Genomic DNA, 2,385 nt, shown 5'->3' with positions numbered 1-2,385 from the left:
TCCAGCAGACCTCGGATAGTGCCCGGCCGCCCGCGGTCGTGGCACTTCATCCACACGCTAAGGCTACTCCGCTCAGATGAATAGCCCTGAGTCCGATTAGTGCCGTCCCGGCGGCCGCGATGTTTGGAGCCGCCGGGACTTGGCGTCGGGATTATCCGGAGTGTCCGTCCGCCCACGTTCATATTGCCCACATCTCGGGGGGCCACACCTTGCCCGCCGGATCGGTCCGCCGGTTTCGGGGTCGGCGGCGGCGGGTATGCCGGTTCGAGCCTCGGGAACCAGTACGGCTTTGGAGGGATCACTGCAATGAGCAGGATGGAGGAGTCCATCCACGTCGACGTCCCGGTCCGTGTCGCCTACGACCAGTGGAGGCAGTTCGAGAGCTTCACGTCCTTCATGGACGGGGTCGAGTCGGTCACGCCGGACCGCCCGACGCACACCCACTGGGTTACCGCAATCGGCGACGTGACGCGCCAGTTCGCCACCGAGGTCGGCAGGGCCGCGACCAGAACCTGGCGTGAAGACGTCTCGGCCGGTTGAGGATCGCTGAGGTGTCAGCGGATGCGTATCGCCCTGGTGTCGGACAACTACCCCGGTCGTGGTGTGGCCGGTGGCATCGGCACGTACTCGCGGGTCGTGGCTCGGTGCCTCAGCCGGCTGGGCCACGACGTCCACGTCTTCGCCGGCGGCGGGGAGGGTGTCGACGTCGACGAGGGGGTGACCCGGCATCTGGTCCCTGCGGTGGGGGTCGCGGACGCCATCGGCCGGATGGTCGAGCTTGCCGTTGCGCAGGGCGGTCCGTTCGACATCCTGGAAGCGCCCGAGTTCCGGGCGTTGGGGGCCGTGGCCGTCGGCCGCCGCGACGTCGCCCGTCGTCTCACGGTTCGACTGCACGGCGCGGAGACGATCCTCGGACATCGCCCCGAGATGTGGCGGGACCGGCCGCAGAACCCCGAGCTCGCGGTGACGTGCGCCGCGGACGTGGTCACCGCCCCGTCCCTCGCCGCCGTACAGATGACCGACGACGCCTGGGGCACCCGGCTCCGCTCTCACGCAGTGGTCGTGCCGAACCCGGGGCCCGACCTCGTCCCGACGCCCGACGCCCGACGCCGCTACGACGTGGCGTTCTTCGGCCGGTTGGAGCCACGGAAGGGGGTCGACGTGCTCGCCGAGGTCCTGGCCGGCGTCGGCCGACCGCTGTCCGTGGTCGTCGCCGGTGCCGACCACCCGTGGGGCGACGACACGACCGGTCTCGGGCTGCTCAGGTCGAGCGGAGCGACCTTGACCTACCTTGGCGTGTTGGACCAGCACGACGTCATGGCGACGCTGCAGCAAGCACGGGTGGCCGTGGTCCCGTCCCGGCGGGAGTCGTTTGGGCTGACGTTGCTGGAGGCCATGACCGCCGGGGTCCCCGTGGTCGGCTCCGACATCCCGGCCTTCCGGGAACTGGTCGGGGCGTCAGACGGCGTGGCGTTGCTCCCGCTGGAGGAGCCCGCCGCCTGGTCGGCGCAGATCCTGCGGCTGCTGGACCACCCGGCGTACGCCCGCGAGGCGGCTCGTGGCGCCCGGCTCCGAGCGCGGAACTTCAGCCCGACGTCGGTGACCCTGGAGCTGCTCGAAGCGTGGACGTCACCAGACCGTCGACCGGTACCGGCCGGGTGAGTCCAGGACGGCTGCGGCGACCCGCCCTCCGGCGTTGCTCCCACCAGAGCCGTACGAGGGACACCGGGTCGTCGAGCGCCGAGACCTCCACAGCGTCCGGCCAGGGATCGCTGGCCGGCCAGGCTAGTCCGCGCCCGTTCCGGTTCGCGTCGCGGATGCGAGCCATCCGGAAGCCCGTCCGCTCGGCGGGGGTCGAGGACTCCAGGTCGTGCAGCGTCCTAGAAGATGCGCCGGCGACGGCCGCCGATCGGGACGAAGTTCAGGACGAGACCGACCACGAGCAGGACGATGCCGACCCAAAGGAGGATCTTCAACGAGGCGACGAGCAGCCCCACGATGATCAAGATGATGCCGAGGATGAACACGGAACTTCATTTCCAGATGAGCCCTTCCTCCGAGCATGGACCGCCCCGGGGGGCGGCACCATACGTGACCGCCTCGAGAGTGCGGTTTCACAGCCCACAGCTCAGCGCAGACAAGTTCATTCGGCTCGCATCGGGCCTCGCACGTTGCCGACCTGTCGAGCGGTGGCGCCGAGGACTGGTGCTGCTACCGAGGCCCGCGCGACAGCACCGGCCGACGCATCGAGATCACCGACCACAACAGGTTCCTGGGGGTCAAGGTCAGCCACTGGGTCTGCTCTGTGCCGGTGCTCATGGTGCTGTCGGTCCTGGCGGCGGCGGGGAACTGGGTCGGCGGTGGGCGCGACGCTGGCGGCGCTGG

The 2,385-nt window shown here is 69.9% G+C and carries 3 protein-coding genes; 2 read left to right on the top strand and 1 reads right to left on the bottom strand.

Going from position 1 to position 2,385, the window contains the following annotated elements; genetic code table 11:
• The first annotated feature begins 306 nt into the window (after positions 1–306).
• Together VIG79_RS15050 and VIG79_RS15045 are read left to right on the top strand one after the other, a co-directional pair.
• Positions 307–540, top strand: coding sequence for an SRPBCC family protein (locus VIG79_RS15050; protein WP_331887102.1), 234 nt, complete (start codon positions 307–309; stop codon positions 538–540).
• 21 nt (positions 541–561) lie between these two features.
• Entirely contained in the window at positions 562–1,662 is a 1,101-nt protein-coding gene (locus tag VIG79_RS15045) for a glycosyltransferase family 4 protein (RefSeq protein ID WP_331887100.1), read from the top strand.
• 218 nt (positions 1,663–1,880) lie between these two features.
• Here VIG79_RS15045 and VIG79_RS15040 read toward each other — a convergent pair whose 3' ends face one another.
• Positions 1,881–2,027, bottom strand: coding sequence for a hypothetical protein (locus tag VIG79_RS15040; protein WP_331887098.1), 147 nt, complete (start codon positions 2,025–2,027; stop codon positions 1,881–1,883).
• Positions 2,028–2,385: the final 358 nt, after the last annotated feature.

Origin of the sequence: Lapillicoccus sp. (assembly GCF_036559105.1) — a bacterium.
In the GTDB taxonomy this organism is placed as follows: Bacteria; Actinomycetota; Actinomycetes; order Actinomycetales; family Dermatophilaceae; genus Lapillicoccus.
Note: the sequence above shows the minus strand (reverse complement) of the source record. Positions and strands in the feature narration are given on the sequence as shown.

Excerpts from the sequence above, each read along its gene's own strand:
- VIG79_RS15050 (WP_331887102.1), top strand. The coding sequence starts at position 307 with ATGAGCAGGATGGAGGAGTCCATCCACGTCGACGTCCCGGTCCGTGTC.
- VIG79_RS15045 (WP_331887100.1), top strand. The coding sequence starts at position 562 with ATGCGTATCGCCCTGGTGTCGGACAACTACCCCGGTCGTGGTGTGGCC.